The following is an 18,085-nucleotide window of genomic DNA, read 5'->3' as shown; positions in this document are numbered from 1 at the left end:
GACAGTCGGTTCCCCCTGAGTGTCAGACGTCCGGCCGACGGCGGCCCGGTGAGGTCCGCGGCAGAGTTCTCCTTTGCCACAGGGCACCCCAGCCACGCGAACCGAAGGAGAAGAAGAGATGACCGCGTTCTGGACCATGATCCGCAGCACCGCCCGCCGTCTCGACGAGTGGACGCCCTCAGCCTTCACGCCGACGGCGTCCATACAGGACCCGGCGGTGGAACTGGCTCGGCTGACCCAGGGCCGCCTGCCCAGGGACTTTCGGTACCCGGTCGGCTTCCACCGCTGAAGGCAGCCTCGGAGGCGAAGTCCACGCGGCCGGTCGAGGCGAGCCCAAGCGCCGCGGCCCGTCGCAAGATCATCCCGATCGCCCGAACCTGGGCGCGCTCCTCGAGCTCGTGGTAGCGCGACCACCTGCATGGGCCGCTCCCGACCAGGCTCATGTGTCCGCCCGTCGGAGATGAGCCAACGACCGCGTGGTTCCGCCCCGTAGGACGGACCCCGGCCGCGCGCCTACGCGCTTCCCGTTCACGGAACGAGCACCGTTGTGGTCGCCGGGCCGTCGGGACTCGTGTCACGGCGACCGGCGGGCGTGTCAGACGGCAGGCTCGAGGGCGGCCACACCGGTCGGGCGGAACCCCTTGACCAGCAGGTAGACGCCGAGGGAGAACTCCCATGCGGCGATCGGGAGCGCCAGGAGCGCGGCGATCGGCGCCGCCCGGTCGTACAGGCCGAAGAGGATGGCGATGTCCGAGGCCAGCAGCATCGGGGCGCCGACGAGCCCGATCACGGGGAGGATGCGCGGGACGAGGCGGGACCGGTACAGCACGTAGCCGAGGCACAGCGCGTTGAAGACCGGCGCCAGGCTCTGGGAGAGCAGGAACGCCTTGTCGTAGACCGCGACCAGGGCCTGCCCCGTGGGGATCAGCGCCGCCGGGTCCGCGCCGGCTGTTCCTCGCACGGCGAGCAGGGTCAGCAGGGCGACCACCCCGACGAGGATGAGGGCGGCCTCGATCACCCGCGAGGCGACGAACCCGAGGGCCGCGGTCTCGCTCTGCCGCTTCACCACGGGGAAGAGCACCACCGCGGTGCCGACACCTGCCAGGGCCACGACGACCTCGGACAGGGCACCCCACTGCACGGCGGCGTCGGTGCCCGTTCCGAGGAGGAACCTGGCGGGGTCGTGGAGGGGGCCGAACAGCGCGAGGGTGGGGATCGACACGAAGGTGACCAGGTAGAGCGCGCCGGCGGCGAACGCCCTCCTGCGCAGCGGGTCGGGCCGGGTCGTCGTCGGCCGGATCGTCGAGGTCGTGGTCGTCATGACGGTCTCCCGGGGTCAGTGGGGTCGGTCGAGCAGGGGCTCGGTCTCGAGACGGAGGACCGCGACCAGGGGCAGGCCCAGGTCGCGCACCTTCCGCAGCAGGCCGTGCAGGGCCGCCTGGTCGGCCACCGCGCCGCGCAGTGTGGTGACGTGCTCGGTGGTCGTGAGGGTCATGCCGTCGAACCAGGCGGTCCAGCGGGGGTCGAGGCGGCCGTCGAGCCGGATCTCGTAGTGGCTCGGCGTCACGGTGTCCTCCTCTCGTCGGTGCACGGCGAAAGGTAGGGAGGAGCGTGGTGAGCCGGCCTCACCCTTCGTGGTGATCCGGTGGGTGAGCCGTCAGCGGGGCGGGAGCAGGCCGAGCTCCTCACCGCGGCGGACCGCGGCGCGACGGTTGCTCACCCCGAGCTTCGCGTAGATGTTCTTGGTGTGGGTCCGGACGGTGTTCACGGACACGAACAGCCTGCGGGCGATGTCCGGCCCGTCGAGCTCGGTCCCGAGCAGCCGCAGCACGTCGAGCTCGCGCGCACTGAGCTGCGCGATCAGCTCGACCGAGGTCGACGCGTCGGGGACACCGTGCTCCAGCACCCTGCGGGCATGGTCGGCTCCGGGTTCCTTCGTGGCGGCCACCGACCTGAGCAGCAGCACCACAAGCGGGCCCTCGTCGAGGAGGACGCGGACGTGGCCCTGCGGCTCGGCCAGGACGAGGGCGCGCCGCAGCGCCGCGACCGCGGCGTGTTCCTCGCCTCGCGCCTGCTCGGCGAGCGCGCGGGTGACCAGCACGGCGACGAGGCTTCCCGCGCGGCCGCCCTCCTCGGCCAGGTGCAGCAGACGCTCCAGCAGTTCGACGGCGGCGGTGATCGACGGCTCGTCGCCTGTTGCCGCGTGCCGGGCGACGAGGGCGCGGGCCAGCGTCAGGTGTTCGAACTCGCGCAGGTAGCTCAGGTCGTCGGACGTCGACAGGTTCCGTTCCGCCGCCCAGGCCAGCGCCTCGGACCAGCGGCCACGCCGCGCGTCGAGTCGTGCCCGCAGCGCAGGGACCGGCTCGACGTTCGGGAAGTAGTCCCCGACGTAGCGGCGCTCGGCCTCGTCGAGGAGGGCGTGCGCGCCGTCGGTATCGCCCTCGCTCTCCCGCAGTCGCGCCGCGACGACGCACCGCCGGTACGGGTTCTGCGGGAGTCCGCCGCGGTCGCCCAGATCGACGGCGGTGGCGAGACGCCGTCGGGCGCCGTCGAGGTCGCCGCGCTCGAGCAGGACCGCGGCGATGCCGACGTGCAGGTCCGCCGCCCCACGCAGCGGCGTCCCGCCCTCGGGGCTCACCACCGCCATGGCCCGCTCGAGGACGGTCGTCGCGTCGCCGAGCCGGCCCTGGGCCAGACGGATGTCGGCCAGCGCGAGGGAGCAGCCCGCCACGTCGGAGCGGTGCCCTGCGGCCTCCAGGGCGGTCGCGGCCTCGGCGTACCAGCGGTACCCCTCGTCGAGGCTCCCTGCTGTCCAGTGGGCCAGGCCCAGGATGCCGGCGGCACTGCCGCGGCCCAGGTGGTCGTCGGGCCCGGCGAGGTCGAGCGCGGTCCCTGCTCGGGTCCGGGCCCCGGTCAGGTCGCCGGAGAGCAGAGCCAGCCCGGCGCGGTAGAGGGCGATCGCACCGGGCAGCCGACCGAACGCCACCTCGTCGACGACCACCGCCTGCCGTCCGTTGTCGTCGACGGCGGCGAGGCCGCGCTCGGCGTCGCGCAGGCGTTCCTCGACGCCACGGGTCTCGCCGTCGACCATGAGTGCGCCGACGTACCCGACGCTCAGCACGGGCCGGGCGCGGACCAGCTCGTCCGGCAGTGCCTCCAGCCAGCGCCGCATGGTGGTCTCCTGCCGGTTCTGCTGCAGCGCAGGCAGGGTCAGCTCGATCAGCTCCGCCGCGCGAGGGACGTCCCGGCCCGCGAGCGCGTGGGCGACGGCCTCGGCGCGGTCGCCGTTGCCCTCGTACCAGGCGCAGGCCCGCCGGTGGAGCTCGGGCACGGTGTCGGGGTGCTCGTCGCGCAGGTGGACCTGCAGGACGTCGGCGAACAGGTGGTGGTACCGGTACCACCGGCGGCGGTTGTCGAGCGGGACCAGGAACAGGTTGCCCCGCTCGAGGACCTCGAGTGTGGCCCGGCCGTCGCGCCGACCGGTGACCGCGTCGCACAGTTCGGCGGTCATGCGGCCGAGGATCGAGGTCTGCAGCAGGAAGGTGCGGTTCTGCTCCGGCTGGCGCGCCAGCACCTCCCCGACCAGGTAGTCGACGATGTAGCGGTCGTCCCCGGCGAAGTCACGGATGAAGCCGGGCACGTCCTCACGACCCTGCAGTGACAGCGCCGCGAGCTGCAGGGCGGCGATCCAGCCCTCGGTCCGCCCCTCCAGCGCGGCGACGTCGTCGGCGGTCAACGCCAGCCCCATCGCGTCGGTGAGGTACTCCGCCGCCTCGTCGGGGGTGAACCGCAGGTCCGCGGCCCGGATCTCCACGAGCTCCCCGCGGCTGCGCCAGCGCGGCAGGGGCAGGGGCGGGTCGGCACGCGCGGCGATCACCAGGTGGACGTGCGCCGGGAGGTGCTCGACCAGGAACGCCATCCCCTCCTGCACCGCCTGCGAGTCGATGACGTGATAGTCGTCGAGCACCAGCACGACCTCGCCCGGCGAGGCCGAAAGGTCGTTGACCAGGGTCGCGAGGACCGTGTCCAGGTCGGCCGGCCCCGACTCCAGCAGCGACACCGCCGTCGCCCCGACGTCGGGTGCGGCCGTCTGCAGCGCGGCGACGAGGTACGACCAGAAGACCGCAGGATCGTCGTCGCGCTGGTCGAGCGAGAGCCACGCCACCGAACGGTGTTCCGGGCGCCGAGCGAGCCACTCGGTCAGCACCGTCGTCTTGCCGAACCCGGCCGGCGCCGAGACCAGGGTGAGGGCCGCGTCGGCACCCTCGTTCAGGCGCCGCGTCAGCCGGACTCGCTCCACCACGCCGCGGCGCCGCCGGGGGACGTGCAGCTTGGTCGAGACCAGAGGGCTCAGCAGGACCACCTCCCTCGCCGGCCGGTGCACTGCAGCCGACGAAGCGGGCCAGCAGGGCCGCGCGGTGTCGACGAGGTCAGCCGCACCGGCGGGTCACCCGCCGCAGGGCCGCCGTCAGAGGTATTACCACCGAACCGGCTCCGGCACCCACCATGAACCCGAAGAACGGGAGCTCGGCCGGGTCGAGGCCCGCTGCGTCTCGCGGACCACGACCAGGGCGGGCAGCAGCAGGCCGAACGGGGCGGCCCGGGACGTCGTTCGCCCACGCCGTGCTCTGCAGCGCCGGCGGGACGAACGGCAGCAGCACCGCGACCCGCACGATCCCGACGACGATCGCGACGTTCAGGACCGGAGGCTGCGGCTCTGGTTCCGAGGCACGGCACGGGGCATGACGCCGCGAGGACCATCCCACCTCGCGGCGCCACGCCCGATCGGCGAGCTCAGGGCCGGGTCACACCCGCTCGAAGCCGTGGTAGTGCGCCACGGCCACGCCGTCGCCGATCTGCTTGTACGTGCCGACCCCGCCGAGGAACGGCATGAACACGCGTCGCTTGCCGGGGATGTTGGCGCCCATGTACCAGGACGCGGCCTGCGGCATCAGCGTGGTGTCGGCGATGTCGTTGGTGGCGGCCACCCAGTTGTCCTCGGCGTCCTGCTCGGGCTCGATCCGGGTGAGCCCGCCCGCCCGCATCTGCTCGAGCGCGGCGGTGATCCACTCCACGTGGTACTCGATCGACGTCATCATGTTCGACAGCACCGACGGGCTCTGCGGCCCGGTGATCGTGAACAGGTTGGGGAAGCCGACCGACATCAGGCCCATGTAGGTGCGCGGGCCGTCCGCCCACTTCTCGCGCAGCGTCAGGTCCCCGTTGCGGATCTCCATGGCGTTGAGCGCGCCGGTCATCGCGTCGAAGCCGGTCGCGAAGACGATCACGTCGACCTCGCGCTCGGTGTCCCCGGCGACGATCCCGTGCGCCGTGATGCGGCGGATCGGCTCCTCGCCCAAGTCCACAAGCGACACGTTGTCCCGGTTGTAGACCTCGAAGTAGCCGGTGTCGACGCACATGCGCTTGCTCGCGATGGGGTAGGTGCGCGGGCTGAGCTTCTCGGCGACCTCCGGATCCTTCACCGTCTCGCGGATGCGGCGGCGGACGTACTCGGCCACGGCCTCGTTCGCCTCGGCGTCGACCAGGACGTCGGCGAACTCGGAGGTGAAGCAGAGCCCGCCCACGTCCCAGCGCAGGGCCAGCCGACGCTCGACCTCGGCGGGGTCGGTCTCGCTGAGCAGGTCGGTGCCGTCGCCGCACTGGAACCCGATGCGCTCCATCCGGCTGATCGCGCGGAACTCGGGGTAGCCGGGCCGGACCTCGGCGAGCCGCTCGTTCGGCCCGTTGTGGGCGGGCACCGCGTACGACGGGGTCCGCTGGAAGACGACGAGGCTGCCGACCTCGGGAGCGATGGCGGTGATCGTCTGCAGTCCGGAGGAGCCGGTGCCGACCACGGCGACCCGCTTTCCGGCCAGGTCGACGGGCTCGTGCGGCCAGCTGGAGGTCCAGTAGACCTCCCCGGCGAAGTCCTCGAGCCCCTCGAAGCGGGGGCGCGAGGGCACCGACAGGCAGCCGGTCGCCGCGATCACGTAGGTGGCGGTCCGGCTCTGCCCGTCGTCCGTGGTGACGGTCCAGCGGATCGCGTCCTCGTCCCACACCGCCGACGACACCCGTCGGTCGAACTCGATGTCCCGGCGCAGGTCGTAGCGGTCGGCGACGTGCCGGGCGTAGTCGAGGAGCTCGGGCTGGGCGGCGTAGCGCTCGCTCCAGTCCCACTCCTGCTCGAGCTCGGGGTCGAAGGAGTAGGAGTACTCGACCGACTCGATGTCGCAACGGGCGCCGGGGTAGCGGTTCCAGTACCAGGTTCCGCCGACGTCGTCGCCCGCCTCGATCACGCGGACGTCGAAACCCGCCTCCCGCAGGCGCTTCAGCTGGTACATGCCGGAGAAGCCGGCCCCGATCACGATCACGTCGTGGTGCGTCACCGCTCAGCCCTCCCGGCCGGTCTCGAGGAACGCCGCGATCTGGCCCGCGACGAGCTTGAGGCCCGTCTCGGCCCCCGGCAGCACATTGATCATCTGGAAGAAGGCGTGCATCTCGCCCTCGGCCTCCTCGAACACGACGGGGACGCCCGCGCCCCGCAGGGCCTCGGCGTAGGCGACGCCCTCGTCGTGCAGCGGGTCGAACTCGGCGACCACGACGAGCGCGGGCGGCAGCCCCGCGTGGCTCGGCGCGCGCAGCGGGGAGGCCTCGGGGTTCGTCCGCGCGGACGGGTCCGGCAGGTAGTGGTCCCAGAACCAGGCCATGGTGTCCCGGTTCAGCAGGAGCTGGTTCTCGGGGGCCTGGTAGGAGGGGGTGGTGAAGTCGCAGTCGGTCACCGGGTAGACCAGGGCCTGGTAGCCGATCGCGGGACCGCCCCGGTCCCGCGCCCGCAGCGTCATGACCGCGGCGATGTTCGCGCCCGCGCTGTCCCCGGCGACGACGAGCGGCACGCCCGCGGGCGCCAGCTCGGTGGCGTGGTCGGCGACCCAGGTCAGGCCGGTCCAGCTGTCCTCGATCGCGGTGGGGAAGGGGTGCTCGGGGGCCTTGCGGTAGTTGACCAGGACGACCACGGACCGGGTCAGCTCGGCCAGCCGGCGTCCGATGTGGTCGTACTGCAGGTCGATGTCCCCGAGCACCCACCCGCCGCCGTGGAAGTAGACGACGATCCCCTGCGGCTCACCGAACGGGGTCAGCACCCGGACGCGGAACCGGCCGCCCTCGCCGTCGAGCTTGAGGTTACGGACCGCGGCGACCTCGGGCCCGGGCCCGCTCAGCCCGGCCATCACCGGACCGTTCAGCCGGGCGACGGCCGGGGTCGACTCGTGGATCGCGGGTCCACCTGCCTCCGCGAGTTGGGCCAGCAGCGCTTGCGACGCCGGTTCGAGCGGCATGCACCTTCTCCTCGTCGAGTTCGGACACTCTGCGGCGTCCCGTGACCCGGTCGTCTATGACGCCGATCACGGCTCCGGTGCCACACGGTAGGTCCGCCCGAGGTGCGCGGACAGCGCAGACGGGGCCACATCACGGCCGTTCCGGCCAGCGCTCGTCCACGCGGGGTAATGCAGTCGTTTGCCGGCGGCGGGGCTCGTGACAGACTCGGGGTGCGCGGCGAGGGGGCCAGGCATCAACGGAGGCGGTCATCGATGACGGCGGTTCGCCGGTCGGACACCATGCCGTCGCCCCGCGTCGTCGCCGCGATGACGGACTCCTGGGACCACCCGCGCACGATGGTCGGGGTCTCGATCCTCTGCGAGTGGGCCGCGGTGGCGGGTGTGCCGGCCGAGACGCTGCTGCGGGGCTCGCACATCCCGCCCGCGCTCCTCACGGACCCGGAGCAGCTGATCGAGGCCCGGCAGGAGATCGCGGTGATCCGCGCCCTGCTGCGCACCTTCGGCGACCGCCCGGGCCTGGGGGTGGAGATCGGCAGGCTCTACCACCTCACCGCCTACGGCTACTACGGCTTCCTGCTCGCGTCCTGCTCGTCGGTCCGGGAGACCATGCGGCACGGGTTGCGGTACGCGCCGCTGACCTTCGCCTTCTCCACGATGAGCGTCTACGAGACGGATGCGCCCGCCGTGGTGCAGGACCTGGCGGCCGAGGACGTGCCCCGCGACATCCGGCGCTTCGTCGTGGAGCGGGATCTCGCGGCCGCGGTCCAGCTCCAGCGCGAGCTGCTGCCGTGGCCGCGACGGTTCCCGCTGCGCGAGGTCCGGCTGGCGGACGACGTCGGGCGCTCGCCGCTACCACCGGTGTTCACCGAGCATTTCGCCGTGCCCGTCAGCGGCGGGCACGCCCGCACGGAGCTCGTGTACGACCCCGGGTTCCTCGACGAACCGCTGCCGATGGCCAGCCCGCACACCGCCGCGATGATGATCCAGCAGTGCGAGCGCATCCGCACCGAGCGCCTGCACCGGACCGGCATCGCCGCCCAGGTCCGCGCGCAGCTGTGGGGGCGGGAGTCCCTCGACGTCGGGCTCGAGGAGATCGCCGAGTGCCTGCACTACCCGCCGCGGACACTGCGGCGGCGCCTCGCACAGGAGGGCACGACCTTCCGGGCGATCCTCGACGAGGTGCGCTGGACGGTCGCCGAGGAGCTCCTGCGGACCCCGGCCGTCTCCCGTGGCGAGATCGCCCGGCGGCTGGGGTACCGGGACTGGTCGAGCTACCTGCGCGCGCGCCGCCGCTGGCAGGGACGGACGAGCGCCTGAGGGCGACATTCCGGCGGTATCTGGTCCACGGTTGTTGCCGGGGAGGCGTGGAACGGCGCGTGTGCTTGGGCCCGTACCCGGCGGGCTCAGGCAGGTGCGGGTCTCGGGTGCGACGGGCGGCCCGGGGCGGACCGCCCGCCCGACTCAGAGGTGTTCTTGGCCGCGTACTCTGCGATCTTCGCGATGTTCCCGCTGTCCACGAAGGACGGGCCGGTGAGGACCGGCTTGCCGCCGCCGAGGTCGTTGCCGTTGGTCAGGTTGAGCCACGGCGACTGCACCGCATGTAGCCCTGGACGTAGGGCTGCTGGTCGATGGCGAAGGGGATCGCCCCGCTCTGGATGTCCTTGGCGAGGGCTCCCACCGCCGCCCCGAAGATCAGGATGCTGACCACGGCACCCTCGGTGAACGCGGTCAGCCCGAGATCCCGGGACAGCGGCTCGAGCGCCCCGATCGGGCCCGGTCAGGCGGACCCGGTGACGGTCAGAGCGCGCCGGCGGCGGCGTGCAGGTTCTTGGCCGCCAGGGCGAGGCCCTCGGTCTGGGAGTAGGCGGCGTCCTCGTGCTCGATGTTGACCGCCATGTCCGGGTCGACCTCGGCGAGCGCGCGCAGGAACTCGGTCCAGTAGGCGACGTCGTGGCCCTCGCCGACGGCGACGAACTTCCAGGCGGGGTTCTCCGGCCAGGCGTTGCACCAGAAGCCGTAGCCGGTCGGGACCTTGCCCTCGGCGTCGGCCGGGACGCGGGTGAAGGAGGTGTCGAGCACGCCGCGGATGTCGACGCCGGGCTGGATCGCGGCGTCCTTGGCGGCGGCGTGGAACACCAGCGGGCCGAGCCAGCGGATGCAGGCCACAACGTCCATGCCCTGCCACATCAGGTGCGACGGGTCCATCTCGGCGCCGATGTTCGTCGCGCCGATGTCGTCGACCAGCTTCTTCAGGGTGACGGGGGAGAAGACCAGGTTGTGCGGGTGCATCTCAATGGCGACCCGGACGTCGTTCTCCCGGGCCAGCGCGTCGATCTCACTCCAGAACTCGCGCGCGACGGACCACTGGTAGTCCAGGACGTCCATGTAGACGCCGTCCCACGGGTTGACCACCCAGGAGGGGTACTTGGCGTCGGGGTCCGAGCCGGGGGTGCCGGACATGGTGACCACGTGCTTCACGCCGAGCAGGCCGGCGAGGCGGATGGTGCGACGCAGGTCGTCGGCGTGCTTGGGGCCGACGCCGGGCAGCGGGTTGAGCGGGTTGCCGTTGCAGTTGAGGCCGGTCAGCTCCAGGCCGCGCTCGGCGAAGACGGCGAGGTACTCCTCGCGGGCCTTCGCGGAGGTCAGGAGCAGGTCGATGGTGCAGTGCGGGGCCGGGATGAACCCGCCGGTGTTGACCTCGACGGAGGTCAGCCCGTTGGCCCTCAGGACGTCGAGGGCCTCGGTGAGGGTGTGGTCGTGCAGGCAGGCGGTGTAGGCGCCGAGCTTGAGGGCCATGATCGGAATCCTTCGGTGAGGGGTCAGACGGAGGGGATGTCGGCGGCCGCGCCGCCGGCCTCGGCGGAGCGCACGACGGCCTGGACGATCTCCATCGTGCGCAGGGCGTCGGCGAAGGTCGCGCACGCCGGGATCGGGTCGGACACGCCCGCGACCTGGTCGAGGAACGCGCGCGCCTGGTAGGTGAAGTTCTCGCTGTTGCCGCCGCCCACGCCGGGGGCCTCCATCGGCATGCCGCCGGCGAAGTAGGGCAGTTGCGGGCCGGCGATGATCTGCCGGGCGCCCCGGGTGCGGGCCTCGGGCTGGGCGTCGTCGAACAGGTACTCGGCGGGGCGGTTCTGGTCGAACGCGGCGCGCCCGCCCACGCCGAGGACGTCGAACGCCAGGCCGTTGGGCAGCCCGAACGCGGTGCGCGACACCGAGAAGCTACCGACCAGTCCGGAGGCGAAGCGGGCGGTGAAGGTCGCGGAGTCCTCGTTCTCGACCTCGCCGTACTCGTCGGAGACGGGGGCCGCGTTGTGCCCGACGACCGCGCCCAGCGGCAGCGGGCGCTTGCCGATCTGCGTAGACAGCGCGGCGCCGGCGACCGACACGATCGGGCCCGCGACGTACTCGGCCGTGTCGATCACGTGCGAGCCGATGTCGCCCAGCGCGCCCGACCCCTTCGGGCCCTTGAAGCGCCAGCTCAGCGGGCCGCGGGAGTCGGTGGCGTAGTCGCACCAGTAGCGGCCCTGGAAGACCGAGAGGTCGCCGAGCTCGCCGCGCCGGGCGTGGTCGCGGATCGCGGCGACGGAGGGGTTGCGCCGGAAGGTGTACCCGACGGCGGTGACCAGGTCGGTCGAGCGCTCCAGCGCGACCATGGCGCGGGCGTCGTCGAGCGAGCCCGCGAGGGGCTTCTCGCACAGGACGTGCTTGCCCGCGGCGACCAGGGCCTCGGCGATCGGCCGGTGCAGGTCGTTGCCCACCACGATGCTGACCGCGTCGACGGTCGGGTCCTCGGCGACCTGCTCCCACGAGGAGTACGCCTGCTCGTAGCCGTAGCGGCGGGCGGCGTCCTCGCCGAGCTCGACGTTGGCGTCGGCGATCGCGGCCAGTCGGATCTCCGGCAGTCCTGGGCCGAAGACGGTGCCGGCGTTGCGGTACGCCGCGGCGTGGCTGCGGCCGGCCATCCCGGCGCCGATCACGGCGACGGACAGGGGTCGGTCGGTCTGGGGCTCCGTGGACATCGTTGTGCCTTTCGACGCGTGCGGCGTACCAGATGCCGGTCCCTGGAACGTTCCGGTCCCGGTCGGCGAGACAGCCACAATTTCGACCGGAACGTTCCGGTTGGGCGACACGGACGGTAGGGTCTACCTCGTTACCATGTCAAGACAAAGTTGGAGCCTGGTGCGTACCGGGGCGAGCGGAGGTGCACGTGGCGTCGAAGACCGGGCGGGTCACGATCGTGGACGTCGCGCGAGTCGCAGGCACCTCCGTGTCCTCGGCCTCCGTGGCCCTGCGCGGCGAGCCCGGCGTCTCGGAAGACACCCGCCGCCGGGTCCTCGACACCGCCCGGCGGCTCGGCTACCGACCCGACCAGCGCGCACGGACTCTGCGCGAGCAGCAGTCCCGGCTGCTCGGCGTCACGTACACGGTGTCGCAGGCCTTCCACGCCGAGGTCGTCGAGCACCTGTACCGAGCCGTCGCCGACAGCGGCTACGACCTCGTGCTGTCCGCGACGACGCGCGAGCGCGGTGAGCTCGAGGCGATCGAGAGTCTGGTGCAGGACCGCTGTGCCGCGCTGGTGCTGGTCAGTCCCGAGATGGGCAGCCACGACCTCGCCGCGGTCAGTCGGAGGGTCCCGACGGTGCTGGTGGGATCGGAGCTGCGTGCCGAGTCCGTCGACTCCGTGCGCGCCGACGACCGCCGAGGCGTCGCGCTCGCCGTCGAGCACCTGGTGGCGGCGGGGCACCGCGACATCCACTACGTCGACGGCGGCCGGGCGATCATGAGCGACACCCGCCGGGAGGGCTACCTCGAGGCGATGGCGGCGCATGGTCTGGCCGCGTGTGCCCGGGTCGTCGGGGGGCGCGCCGACGAGGAGTCCGGCGTCGCCGCAGCCGCCGAGCTCATGGCCGCGCCGGATCGGCCGACGGCCGTGCTGGCGCACAACGACATGACCGCCTTCGGCCTCCTGTTGACCCTGCGGATGAGCGGTGTCGACGTGCCGGGCGAGCTCTCGGTCGTCGGCTACGACGACACCCGGCTCGCCTCGTTGCGCAACGTCGAGCTCACCTCGGTCAGCCAGGACCCGGCCGCCCTCGCCGCGGCCGCGGTCCGCTGCGCGATCACCCGGGCCGAGGGGCGGGAGGCACCGGCGGGGGAGTACGTCACCCCGCCGCGGCTCGTCACGCGCGGAAGCTCGGGAGCTGCGCCCGGGCCGTCCCGCTAGCTTCTTCCGGCGGCGCTCGCCCGCGAAGGGGACGCACACGAGCCTCCCCGCGCTCACACACTGTGGCGATGGCGCGGCTGGTCCGTCAGTGCTCCTTCGTGCCACGACCGAGGCGCAGCGCCGAGACGAGGAAGAAGATTCCGCCGAGGGTGGCGTAGCCGGCCACGTTGACCAGGGACGGGTTCGCTGCGCCCGCCATGAGGAAGAACCCGGTGCCGGCGATCACGGAGATACCGCCGCTGAGCATCATCGGCCACTGCCCACCCAGCGCACGCCGGTTGATCCCGACGACGAGCTGGATCAGGCCGGCGACGACGGCCCACACGCCCCAGACCCGCAGGACCGCGGGGATGCCCGAGGCGGCGGCGATGCCCAGTCCGAGTGCGGCGAGGAGGCTGACGGCGATGGTGAGGTACAGCCCCCGGGACGACGAGGTCGACCCGGTCGACCTCGACGCCCGTGCGTCGACGACGGCGGCTGCCACGTCGAACAGCGGGTAGAGCACGACCAGGACGGCGACGGAAGGCCCGAACTCACGGCCGCTCAGGGCCAGCAGCGCCGCCCAGACGACGGCGAACCCGAACCGGACGAAGTAGAGCCGTCGCAGAGCCGGAGCGAATCCGGCAGCGGCGGAGGTGACAGCGGTACTCACGGAGGCTCCTTCGAGGACGAGCAGCGGCACGAGGGAGAACGTTCTGTCTCATGCTGTGACCGACGGTCACAGAAGGAGGCGAGCGTGTCAAGACTGAACGTTCTATCTGGTAGTTTTCGTTCATGGAACGCAGCGTCAGTGCTCGGCCGTCCGAGGCGCGTTCACGACTGCTCGACACCGCGAGCCGGATCTTCTACGCCGAGGGCCTGCACACGGTGCCGGTCGATCGGATCCTGGCGGAGGCCAACACGACCCGGGCGACGTTCTACCGTCACTTCCCGGGCAAGGAGGACCTGGTGGTCGCCTACCTCGAGGGGGCCGATCGCCACCTCCGGGACCGTCTCGAGGAGACTCGGGCGGCTCGCCGGTCGGCGGAGGACACCGTGCGCGCGATCGCTGCGGACGTCGCCGCGGACATCCGAACGCCGGAATTCCGCGGCTGCGCCTTCCTCAATGCAGCGGCGGAGTATCCCGACCCGGCGCACCCCGTACATCGACGGGTGCTCGCTCACCGCGAGTGGTTCCTGAGCGCACTGGCGGATCCGTTCGCCCAGATCGGGGACCGGCTCGCCGAGCCTGCCGCACGACACTTCGTCATGCTGCGGGACGGCGCGATGGCAGCCGGCTGCCTGTCCGACCCGGCAGCCGTGTGCAAGACCTTCCTCGACGGCGTCGAAGGACTCCTGTGGTCCCGTTCCGTCCCGGGTGCGCCGCGAGGCTGAGCCGCTGATCTCGATGCGACTTCCGTTGGAGCAGGTTGCAGACGGGTACACGGTGATGGAGGCGGCACCATGGTGCGGGACGATCGTGGACATGTTCCTGTAGCGACGTCACGACGAAGGAGTCCCGATGCCGATCGACGTCCGGTGCGAGGGTGCCGTCGCGGTGATCACCATCGACCGGCCGGAGGCCCGCAACAGCCTCGATCCCGAGCACAACGCGGCCCTCGGCCGGGCCGTGGCGGAGTTCGAGGCCGACGACGGCCTGCGCGTCGCCGTGCTGACCGGCGCCGGGGACGAGGTGTTCTCGGCGGGCGCGGACCTCAAGAAGCTGATCCCGGCCTACCGGGACGCCGTGCGGGCCGGGGAGGAGCCGGCGTGGAACTTCGGCGGGTTCACCGCGACGCCGCGCGAGAAGCCGATGATCGCGGCGATCAACGGCCACGCCCTCGCCGGCGGTCTGGAGATGGCGCTGGCCTGCGACATCCGGCTGGCGTCGCCGAACGCGACCCTCGGGCTGGCCGAGACGAAGTGGGCGATCATCCCCGGCGCGGGTGGCACCGTCCGGCTGCCCCGTGCGGTCCCGCTGGGCCTGGCGATGGAGATGATCCTGACCGGCGACCCGATCGACGCCGCCGAGGCCCACCGAGTGGGCCTGGTGAACCGGATCGTGCCGCTGCCGGAGCTGCGGGCGGAGGCGGTCGCCCTCGCGCAGCGGATCGCCGGGCGCGGTCCGCTCGCGGTGCGGGCGGCCCGGGCGTCGGTGCTGGAGGGGCTGGGCACGGACCACGACGCGGCGATGGCGGGTGAGTTCCGTCGGTTCCTGGAGGTCATGCGGACCGACGACGCCGTGGAGGGAGCCACGGCGTTCGCCGAGAAGCGGGCGCCGGTCTACAAGGGACGGTGAGTCCGGCGGCCTCGACCGATGCATGCAACTCGGGCGTCTCTGCGCTCCGAAGAAGGCCGCTCACTCGACTCGGCTCGGTGCAGCTATCTGCGCCGAGGGGCGGAGTGGCGCAGTAGATCGTGCCCGCGCACGGCGAGCTGCAGCCGCTGCTGGGTGTCGCTGCTGCTCAGATCCAGCCCGAGGATCCTGGTGATCCGATCCAACCGGTAGTACAGCGTGCGCCGTTGGACGAAGAGGACCTCGGCCGTGCGGGCCTTGTTGCCGCCGGCGTCGAGGAAGGCACGCAAGGTCGGTAGGAGAGGGTTCGAGCTCTGCGCGTCGTGGGAGAGGAGCGGGCCGAGTTCGTCCTCGACGTACCGGGCGAGCTCCGGACCCTCGGCGAGCGCCACGAGGAGTCGGAGGGCGCCGAGGTCGTCGAACCGGAGGAACTGGTCTGCCCTGGTGGCCACCGCCGCCGATGCGGCGCTGCGGCCCTGCCGGACTGCAGTCTGGAGCCCGGCGGCCGGTACGGCTCGGCTCAGCCCGCCCCAGTTGCCGGCGTCGGCCAGGCTGCGGGCGAGCCGGTCCCCGGTGACGTCGCGGTCCAGCGCCACGACGGCGAGGGCGAAGTCTCCGATGTCTCCGACGACGGCGTTGAGCCCGAGCCCACCGACGGCCCTCTCGACGGCCTGCAGCGACGAGTCGTCGCGCCCGTCGGCTTCCCCGCGCGCCGAGACGACGACGAGGAGGGGTTTGTCGCGCAGGTCGCGACCGAGCCCGAGAGCGTTCTGCACGAACTCCTCGCCGGTGATGTCGCCGAGCATGAGCCGGTTGAGCAGAGCCCCTTGTCGCTGGGCCGAGCGGGCCCCGCTCTCGCGTTCGCTGAGCAGGCTGATCGCCACGGCCGCGGCGGCGCGCTCGAGCGTGTTGAGGTCGGCGGGTGTCGGCTGCGTGGCGCCGTGGAGCAGGTGCATCCAGCCCCAGGACTCGCCCCGCAGCACGACCGCACGCCGTGCGCAGGCCACGACGTTGCGGAACGAGCCCGGCCGGGCGGTGGGCGCGCCTCGACGTTCGCTGATGGCCGGCCTGTGGCGCTCGTGGATCGCTCGCGAGTGTGCTCCCCAGTCGGCGACGATCGCGTCGGACTCCGGCGTGGCCCCTGAGTAGGCCAGCATCTGGTGGGCGACGTTCTCGAGGACGACGGGGAGCCCGGTGCGCCGGGCGACCTCGTCGGTCATCGCGAGGTAGTCCTGGTCGGCGAGCAGCAGGTTCATGAACGCCTGCCCGGTCGCCTCGTCGGCGATCAGCTGTGACATGCGGTTCTCGACCAGCACCTCGTGCACCTGGGCGGAGGCCTCGACGAACGGGATCTCGTCGCGCAGTCCGACGAGGGGGAGGTCGACCGCCTCGGCTTCTTCGACGACGGCAGCAGGCATGACGTCGAACATGCGGCCGGCGAGCTCGATGACCAGCACCGAGGCGCGCGCGTCCGAGACCCGCCGGACGAACGCCCGTTGAAGGTCGCCGGTGTCGCCCATGCCGAGGCCCGCGGTCAGCAGCATCTCCTGACCGGAGAGGAAGCGGTGGATGTCGGGGATCTCGCCGGCGTGGACCCAGCGGACGGGCCGGTCGAGGTGCTTCTCACCTGCGTAGATCCGGACCTCGGTGCGCTGGAAGACCTCGAGTTGCAGCGCCTTGCGTACCGTCAGGACCTCGGCCACCGGGCACCTCACTTCGTGCAGTAGTGCGGAGAAGTGTTGCACGTTCTGTATCTGCCGTGACCTCCGGCACCGGCCGCACACTTCTCGGCATCGCCACCGGCAGTCACCCGCAACGCCACCACCGTGTAGCAGGCGGACGCATCAACGAGGAGTGGGCAGTGTCGACACCCAGCAAGCTGGTCAAGGCCGCAGCGGCCTCGGGCCCCGGACGCACCAGCAGTCCGGAGATCGTCGAGACCGTGGCCGAGGTCATCGCGGACGTCCGCGCGAACGGTGACGACGCGGTCCGGCGCTACTCGGAGAAGTTCGACTCCTGGAGCCCGGAGTCGTTCCGGCTCGGCCCGGACGAGATCAGCTCGGTGCTCGCGTTCGTGCCGGGCACGGTGCTCGACGACCTCCGCTACGTGCAGCGCCAGGTGCGCGGATTCGCCCAGGCCCAGCGGGACTCGCTGACCGACTTCGAGGTCGAGACCCTGCCCGGGGTGTACCTGGGGCAGCGCCACATCCCGATCTCGGCCGTCGGCGCCTACGTCCCCGGCGGGCGCTACCCGCTGACCGCCTCGGCGCACATGACCGTGGTGACCGCCAAGGTCGCGGGCGTGGACCGCGTCGCGGCGACCACGCCTCCGGATCGGGGCACGCCGCCGCCGATCAGTGTGGCCGCGATGCACCTGGCCGGCGCCGACGAGATCTACGTGCTCGGCGGGGTCCAGGCCGTCGCGGCGCTCGCGCTGGGCACCGAGACCGTGGACCCGGTCGACATGATCGCCGGTCCGGGGAACGCCTACGTCGCCGAGGCCAAGCGTCAGCTGTTCGGTGAGGTCGGCATCGACCTGTTCGCCGGCCCGACGGAGACGCTGATCGTCGCCGACGAGCACGCCGACCCGTTCGTCGTGGCGACCGACCTGCTCAGCCAGGCGGAGCACGGCCCGGACTCCCCGTGCGTGCTCGTCACGACCTCCGAGGAGGTCGCGCGGCGCACCCTCGACCACGTCGAGGAGCAGCTGGTCGACCTGCCCACCGAGCCGGTGGCCCGCAAGGCCTGGCGCGACCGGGGCGAGGTCCACGTCGTCGCCTCGCTCGACGACGCGTGGGCGTTGGCCGACGAGTACGCCAGCGAGCACGTGCAGATCCTGACCGCCCAGCCGCGCCTGGCCCTGGAGAAGATGCGCAACTACGGCGCCCTGTTCCTGGGCGACAAGACCTGCGTGCCCTACGGCGACAAGGTCATCGGCACCAACCACGTGCTTCCCACGCTCGGCGCGGCCCGGTACACCGGCGGGCTCTGGGTCGGGAAGTACCTCAAGACCGTCACCTACCAGGAGGTCCAGGACGCCCGCGCGAGCGCCGAGCTCGGCGAGCGCTGCGGTCGCGCCTCCCGCCTGGAGAACTTCGAGGGCCACGCCCGCTCCGGCGACATCCGCGCAGCCCGCTTCGGTTCGGCCCGGCTCGAGTGGACCGACCACGAGTTCGACCGCTCCTGATCGACGCTCGCGCCCTCCCGGCACCGAGCTCCCGCCCGCCCGCCCCGGGTACGGCGGCCAGC

Annotated in this window: 17 protein-coding genes; 6 read left to right on the top strand and 11 right to left on the bottom strand. The window is 72.2% G+C overall.

The window, feature by feature from the left end; genetic code table 11:
* Positions 1-118 precede the first annotated feature (118 nt).
* Positions 119-289 (top strand): hypothetical protein, encoded by a 171-nt coding sequence (locus ACQP04_RS23210; RefSeq protein ID WP_433502673.1) that lies wholly within the window; start codon positions 119-121, stop codon positions 287-289.
* 306 nt (positions 290-595) lie between these two features.
* Here ACQP04_RS23210 and ACQP04_RS23205 read toward each other — a convergent pair whose 3' ends face one another.
* The 5 genes from ACQP04_RS23205 to ACQP04_RS23185 form a co-directional block, all read right to left on the bottom strand.
* Complete coding sequence (locus ACQP04_RS23205) at positions 596-1,321, bottom strand: DUF4386 domain-containing protein (RefSeq protein ID WP_433502672.1); 726 nt, start codon at positions 1,319-1,321, stop codon at positions 596-598.
* A gap of 15 nt (positions 1,322-1,336) precedes the next feature.
* Positions 1,337-1,567, bottom strand: a complete 231-nt coding sequence (locus ACQP04_RS23200; RefSeq protein ID WP_433502671.1) for a hypothetical protein — start codon at positions 1,565-1,567, stop codon at positions 1,337-1,339.
* A gap of 90 nt (positions 1,568-1,657) precedes the next feature.
* Entirely contained in the window at positions 1,658-4,363 is a 2,706-nt protein-coding gene (locus tag ACQP04_RS23195; protein ID WP_433502670.1) for a LuxR C-terminal-related transcriptional regulator, read from the bottom strand.
* A gap of 442 nt (positions 4,364-4,805) precedes the next feature.
* Complete coding sequence (locus tag ACQP04_RS23190; RefSeq protein WP_433502669.1) at positions 4,806-6,386, bottom strand: flavin-containing monooxygenase; 1,581 nt, start codon at positions 6,384-6,386, stop codon at positions 4,806-4,808.
* A 3-nt stretch (positions 6,387-6,389) separates the two neighbouring features.
* A complete protein-coding gene (locus ACQP04_RS23185) occupies positions 6,390-7,334 on the bottom strand; it encodes an alpha/beta hydrolase (RefSeq protein ID WP_433502668.1) in 945 nt (314 codons plus the stop codon).
* A 252-nt stretch (positions 7,335-7,586) separates the two neighbouring features.
* Here ACQP04_RS23185 and ACQP04_RS23180 point away from each other — a divergent pair, with 252 nt between their 5' ends.
* Positions 7,587-8,651, top strand: coding sequence for an AraC family transcriptional regulator ligand-binding domain-containing protein (locus ACQP04_RS23180; protein WP_433502667.1), 1,065 nt, complete (start codon positions 7,587-7,589; stop codon positions 8,649-8,651).
* Between the two features lie 86 nt (positions 8,652-8,737).
* Here the strand turns inward: ACQP04_RS23180 and ACQP04_RS23175 are convergent, their stop codons facing one another.
* From ACQP04_RS23175 to ACQP04_RS23160, 4 genes are all read right to left on the bottom strand, one after another.
* Positions 8,738-8,929, bottom strand: coding sequence for a hypothetical protein (locus ACQP04_RS23175; RefSeq protein WP_433502666.1), 192 nt, complete (start codon positions 8,927-8,929; stop codon positions 8,738-8,740).
* Positions 8,905-9,042: a hypothetical protein gene (locus tag ACQP04_RS23170; protein ID WP_433502665.1), complete on the bottom strand. Its 138-nt coding sequence runs from the start codon at positions 9,040-9,042 to the stop codon at positions 8,905-8,907. Before ACQP04_RS23170 ends, ACQP04_RS23175 begins: the two co-directional genes overlap by 25 nt.
* An 89-nt stretch (positions 9,043-9,131) precedes the next feature.
* Positions 9,132-10,130 carry a sugar phosphate isomerase/epimerase family protein gene (locus tag ACQP04_RS23165; protein WP_433502664.1) on the bottom strand — a complete coding sequence of 333 codons (999 nt, stop codon included), beginning with the start codon at positions 10,128-10,130 and terminating at the stop codon, positions 9,132-9,134.
* A gap of 23 nt (positions 10,131-10,153) precedes the next feature.
* The gene (locus tag ACQP04_RS23160) at positions 10,154-11,356 is read right to left on the bottom strand and encodes a Gfo/Idh/MocA family protein (protein WP_433502663.1); all 1,203 of its coding nucleotides are present in this window, start codon (positions 11,354-11,356) and stop codon (positions 10,154-10,156) included.
* A 188-nt stretch (positions 11,357-11,544) separates the two neighbouring features.
* On the opposite strand from ACQP04_RS23160, the gene ACQP04_RS23155 reads away from it, so the two are divergent.
* On the top strand, positions 11,545-12,561 hold the full coding sequence (locus ACQP04_RS23155; protein ID WP_433502662.1) for a LacI family DNA-binding transcriptional regulator: 1,017 nt from the start codon (positions 11,545-11,547) through the stop codon (positions 12,559-12,561).
* An 85-nt stretch (positions 12,562-12,646) separates the two neighbouring features.
* Here the strand turns inward: ACQP04_RS23155 and ACQP04_RS23150 are convergent, their stop codons facing one another.
* Positions 12,647-13,213, bottom strand: a complete 567-nt coding sequence (locus ACQP04_RS23150) for a hypothetical protein (RefSeq protein ID WP_433502661.1) — start codon at positions 13,211-13,213, stop codon at positions 12,647-12,649.
* A 122-nt stretch (positions 13,214-13,335) separates the two neighbouring features.
* Between ACQP04_RS23150 and ACQP04_RS23145 the strand changes: the two genes are divergently transcribed.
* Entirely contained in the window at positions 13,336-13,935 is a 600-nt protein-coding gene (locus ACQP04_RS23145; protein ID WP_433502660.1) for a TetR/AcrR family transcriptional regulator, read from the top strand.
* A 127-nt stretch (positions 13,936-14,062) separates the two neighbouring features.
* On the top strand, positions 14,063-14,839 hold the full coding sequence (locus ACQP04_RS23140) for an enoyl-CoA hydratase/isomerase family protein (protein WP_433502659.1): 777 nt from the start codon (positions 14,063-14,065) through the stop codon (positions 14,837-14,839).
* Positions 14,840-14,922: 83 nt separating this feature from the next.
* Here the strand turns inward: ACQP04_RS23140 and ACQP04_RS23135 are convergent, their stop codons facing one another.
* Positions 14,923-16,539 (bottom strand): PucR family transcriptional regulator, encoded by a 1,617-nt coding sequence (locus tag ACQP04_RS23135; RefSeq protein WP_433502658.1) that lies wholly within the window; start codon positions 16,537-16,539, stop codon positions 14,923-14,925.
* A 158-nt stretch (positions 16,540-16,697) separates the two neighbouring features.
* On the opposite strand from ACQP04_RS23135, the gene hisD reads away from it, so the two are divergent.
* Entirely contained in the window at positions 16,698-18,023 is a 1,326-nt protein-coding gene (gene hisD, locus ACQP04_RS23130) for a histidinol dehydrogenase (protein WP_433502657.1), read from the top strand.
* The last annotated feature ends 62 nt before the right edge of the window (positions 18,024-18,085 follow it).

It is taken from the genome of Pseudonocardia halophobica, from assembly GCF_050948485.1.
In the GTDB taxonomy this organism is placed as follows: Bacteria; Actinomycetota; Actinomycetes; order Mycobacteriales; family Pseudonocardiaceae; genus Pseudonocardia; species Pseudonocardia halophobica.
The sequence above is the reverse complement of the archived record's forward strand: the minus strand, read 5'-3'. Positions and strand labels throughout refer to the sequence as shown.